This window comes from Mycobacterium sp. TH-M11 (assembly GCF_057473725.1).
Window position 1 is genome coordinate 1 of the sequence record NZ_JBYCLD010000548.1, and the last position, 3,711, is coordinate 3,711.

8 protein-coding genes are annotated in these 3,711 nt (G+C 64.3%); 5 read left to right on the plus strand and 3 right to left on the minus strand.

Annotation, left to right across the window (positions count from 1 at the left end; translation table 11 throughout):
- On the plus strand, positions 1–125 hold a 125-nt coding region (locus AC2VOG_RS20650; protein ID WP_486941689.1), incomplete at its 5' end, for an NADP-dependent isocitrate dehydrogenase.
- A 308-nt stretch (positions 126–433) separates the two neighbouring features.
- Here AC2VOG_RS20650 and AC2VOG_RS20655 read toward each other — a convergent pair.
- A complete protein-coding gene (locus tag AC2VOG_RS20655; protein WP_486941682.1) occupies positions 434–1,099 on the minus strand; it encodes a peroxiredoxin-like family protein in 666 nt (221 codons plus the stop codon).
- An 87-nt stretch (positions 1,100–1,186) separates the two neighbouring features.
- Between AC2VOG_RS20655 and AC2VOG_RS20660 the strand changes: the two genes are divergently transcribed.
- Complete coding sequence (locus AC2VOG_RS20660) at positions 1,187–1,783, plus strand: TetR/AcrR family transcriptional regulator (protein WP_486941683.1); 597 nt, start codon at positions 1,187–1,189, stop codon at positions 1,781–1,783.
- Between the two features lie 68 nt (positions 1,784–1,851).
- Complete coding sequence (locus tag AC2VOG_RS20665) at positions 1,852–2,277, plus strand: acyl-CoA thioesterase (RefSeq protein WP_486941684.1); 426 nt, start codon at positions 1,852–1,854, stop codon at positions 2,275–2,277.
- A gap of 204 nt (positions 2,278–2,481) precedes the next feature.
- Here the strand turns inward: AC2VOG_RS20665 and AC2VOG_RS20670 are convergent, their stop codons facing one another.
- Together AC2VOG_RS20670 and AC2VOG_RS20675 are read right to left on the minus strand one after the other, a co-directional pair.
- Positions 2,482–2,895: a type II toxin-antitoxin system VapC family toxin gene (locus tag AC2VOG_RS20670; protein ID WP_486941685.1), complete on the minus strand. Its 414-nt coding sequence runs from the start codon at positions 2,893–2,895 to the stop codon at positions 2,482–2,484.
- Positions 2,892–3,110 (minus strand): type II toxin-antitoxin system CcdA family antitoxin, encoded by a 219-nt coding sequence (locus tag AC2VOG_RS20675; RefSeq protein WP_486941686.1) that lies wholly within the window; start codon positions 3,108–3,110, stop codon positions 2,892–2,894. Before AC2VOG_RS20675 ends, AC2VOG_RS20670 begins: the two co-directional genes overlap by 4 nt.
- A 106-nt stretch (positions 3,111–3,216) precedes the next feature.
- Between AC2VOG_RS20675 and AC2VOG_RS20680 the strand changes: the two genes are divergently transcribed.
- Positions 3,217–3,447 (plus strand): hypothetical protein, encoded by a 231-nt coding sequence (locus AC2VOG_RS20680; protein WP_486941687.1) that lies wholly within the window; start codon positions 3,217–3,219, stop codon positions 3,445–3,447.
- Between the two features lie 47 nt (positions 3,448–3,494).
- On the plus strand, positions 3,495–3,711 hold a 217-nt coding region (locus tag AC2VOG_RS20685), incomplete at its 3' end, for a MazF family transcriptional regulator (RefSeq protein ID WP_486941688.1).

Below are 3,711 nucleotides of genomic sequence, written 5' to 3' on the forward strand. Positions count from 1 at the left end.
TCGCTGAGGCGCAGGGCGCACCGGCGGATATCGGCGGCTACTACCTACTCGACGACGCCAAGGTCACCGCAGTCATGCGGCCGAGCAAGACGTTCAATGACGCGCTGGCGGCCGCCCAGGGCTGAACACCCCTCCAGTGAGCGGCGCTACGGCGGGAGAAGGAAGCCGCCCTTGAACCGGAAGGAAGCCAGAGGCGTGGTGTAGACCCGTCCGAAGCGCCGGCCCGTGGGTTCGAGGAGCACCAGCGGGAGGCACTACGCGGTGTTCGCTGAACCGCCGATTGCCGCACCGCCGGGCGCCTGCGCAGCTTCGGCTCTGGGGTTGTAGATCCGTGATCGCGTTTTGTCCGTGATGAGCTGCGCCGGATGCATGTTGGGAATGCCGCTTCCAGCGGGTCACATCGATTGAGCCGATGCTATGTCCGGCAAGGGGTTCAGCGCACCGCGTCGAGGGCGGCCAAGATATCGGGCACCTCGGTGCGGGTGGTGTAGTTGGGGTGCACGTCGATCCAGCGGATGATTCCGGCGGCGTCGATGAGCACGACGGTGGGCATCGGCAGGGTCTTGCCTCCGTCGGCATTCACCTCGGTGAGATCCAGGCCCAACTTGGCTTGAGCGGCAATAGAATCGGGAGAAGGCTCGGTCAAAATCCCGAGAGCGGCGGCGATCTGATTGCCCGGATCCGATGCCACCGAGTACGTCAGTTCATTGGATTCGGTGGAAGTCAGCGAACCGTCGGCTTTCTGTGGGCTGAGCGCGATCAACTCGACGCCGCGTTGGCCGAGCGCGGGAACCAGTTCAGTTTGGTAAGTGCGCAACGTGATGTTGCAGTACGGACACCACGCTCCACGGTAGAACACCACGACCGCCGGGCGTCCGGCCCGCAACCGCGCCAACGACGTAGGGGCACCATGGACGTCGAGCAGGGCACCATCGGGCATCACCAATCCGGGCGCCGCGACGTTCTGCGGCACACCCCGAGCATCCAATGCGGACTGATCGGCGGCGAAGGCGGCGACGACATCGGTCGGCATCATCGCCGCGGCACTAGTGGACATGGCGCGGGCCTGCTCGTTGATCGTGGGAGTGTGCATCGTCATGGCGGCCTCCGCGCAAAAATTGGATTGTTTCCTCCATAAAACTCTGCGGTTTTTGGATTGTCAACTCCAAAATTGTAGAATCGTCCGATGATCACCCGGAAGGGCCAGGCCACCCGGGATCGCATTGTGACCGCCGCGGCCGCGCTGGTCTTTGAACGCGGCGTCGCCGGGACCAGTACCGAGGACGTGCGAACCGCAGCCGGCGTCAGCGCGTCGCAGCTGTATCACTACTTCGCCGACAAACGCTCGCTCATCCGCGCGGTGGTGGAGTATCAGACCGACGCGATCCTCGGATTCCAGGAGCCGCTGCTGAGCCGGCTCGACTCGCTCGAGGCGCTACGCAGTTGGGCTGCGGCCATCGTCAACATCCAACGCAGCAACGGGTTTCGCGGTGGCTGCCCACTGGGCTCACTGGCTAACGAGCTCGTCGAAACCGACGACGCAGCTAGAGAATACGTCGTAGCGGGCTACCGACGCTGGCATGACGCCATCCGCGACGGACTCGCGCTCCTGCGCGACCGCGGCGGCCTGCTCGAGTGCGCCGACGTCGATATATTGGCCACGGCACTGTTGACATCGTTGCAAGGTGGACTGCTGCTCGCCAAGGTGCAGCGCGACGGCGCTCCGCTGGAGACCGCGCTCAGCGCCACTATCGACCACATCGGGACCTTCGCCGCCGACTGACCCGCCATGGTTGTCATCAGCTGAAATACACCCAAGAAGAAATAGGCCCGAAGAAAGTGGATACCGCCATGGACGACACCCCGACGCTCGCACAGTTTCCCGCACACGCCTACGACAAGCTGCGGTATTCCGACACTGACCGGCAAGGGCACGTCAACAATGCCGTCTTTTCGACGGCGCTGGAAACCGGTCGCGTCGAACTTCTCCACGCTCCCGACACCGGCATCGGGGAACCCGGCAAATCCTTCGTCATCGCCCGCCTCGAACTCGACTTCCGCGGCGAGGTGACGTGGCCCGGCCAGATCGCGATCGGCACACGCGTCGAATCCGTCGGCCGCACTTCGATCACCTTGGCGCAGGCCCTGTTTCAGCAAGACCGATGCGTAGCCCTAGCGCGCACCGTCATCGTGCAGGTCGACAACGATACTCACCGCGCCACTCCCCTGAGCGCGGCAGCCGCAACGCGGCTGGCGGATCTCCAACAGCGAGAATAGGCGCGGCAGCCGACCCAGACTGCCTATCCACCATATCGCCGACGACGTGGACGCGGTCGAGGTCACGACCGCTCGCACGGCCTGGACGGTGGGTTCGCGGGCCAGGCGTTGGCGCTGCCTCCGTCGAATCCGAGCGCGCCCAAACAGGATTGGCGCAGTCGTTGCAGCGGCCATCGTAGGATCGACTCTCCAGGGCCTGCGGGCTCAGGTGATGGCGTCCGCCGACGGCCAAACGCGTGCCAATCGTTGGTCGGTGGTCAACAACACCAGACCTGCGGTCTCGGCGAGCTCGACGTAGAGGGCATCGGTCAGGCGGAGCGTGTCGCGCCGCGCCCACGCTCCGGCGAGCAACGACGAAAGACCGTGCCGGGTCACCGGCGCCTGTCGCAGTTCATCCAGCGCCGCATCGACCTGGGCACCGGTGAGCACACCGGCGCGGTGCATGCGCCCCAGCGCCGACAACACCTCGGCGTCGAAGTGCGCCGGCGCGTGCATCGCCGTCCGGGTTAGCCGTGCGCGCACCGCCGAGAATCGATCACTCGTGCGGGCAACGAGATCCACCATGACACTTGCATCGATAACCACCTGCTCCGGCGCCGAAGGGGCGGGTGAGCTCACGCTCCGAACTCATCCCGAGCGCCGTCGATCGCGGCCAGCACGTCGTCGTGCCGAGCGTCGGAGCTTCTTTCCGCCAGACTGTCAAGCCATGCCTCGGTTGCAGAGTTCTCTAACTCGGCGCTGATCGCGGCCTGAGTCAGCGCTGAGACGTTCAAGCCTCGCGCCCTCGCGCGGTGCGCCAAATCGTCGGGCACGTACACGTTCAGCCGAGCCATACACACCAATATACACACCGACCGGGTGCCGTCCGTAGCGATGCAAACCACGTGGGCCCGCTTTTTCGGTGCATATACCGATAGCAGATACTGCTACCATCAGACGATGGCAAAGACCGTAACGCTGCGGCTATCCGACAGCGCATACGAAGCGGTGAAGCAGTATGCCGAGGCTGACCGGCAGTCCATGAATGCCTGGATCGAGACCGTGCTGGACGCCGAGGACATGCGGCGGCGGTGCGAAGCCCACGACCAGTGGATGAGAGCGCATCCCGATGTTGCTGCGTTTAGCGAGGCGTGGGCCGATCGCAACCGTGACGAGTTGACCAAACGTTGACATCGCCACGCCGAGGCGACATTTGGGCCACGGCCACGGGAGTCGATGTGCTTGTCGTCTCATCGACCGTCTACAACGAGATTCCCAACGAGCCAACCATCATTGTCGTGCCGCTATTCGACCACGACCCCGATACCGGGTTCGGCGTGCCATTGGGTGACGGTGTGTGGGCGGCTCCCGGTTTGGTCACCAGCTTGCGAAAGACGGCTGTAAGCGAGTTTCGTCGTCGCATCGACATCCAGGCCCTGACCGATGTCAACAACA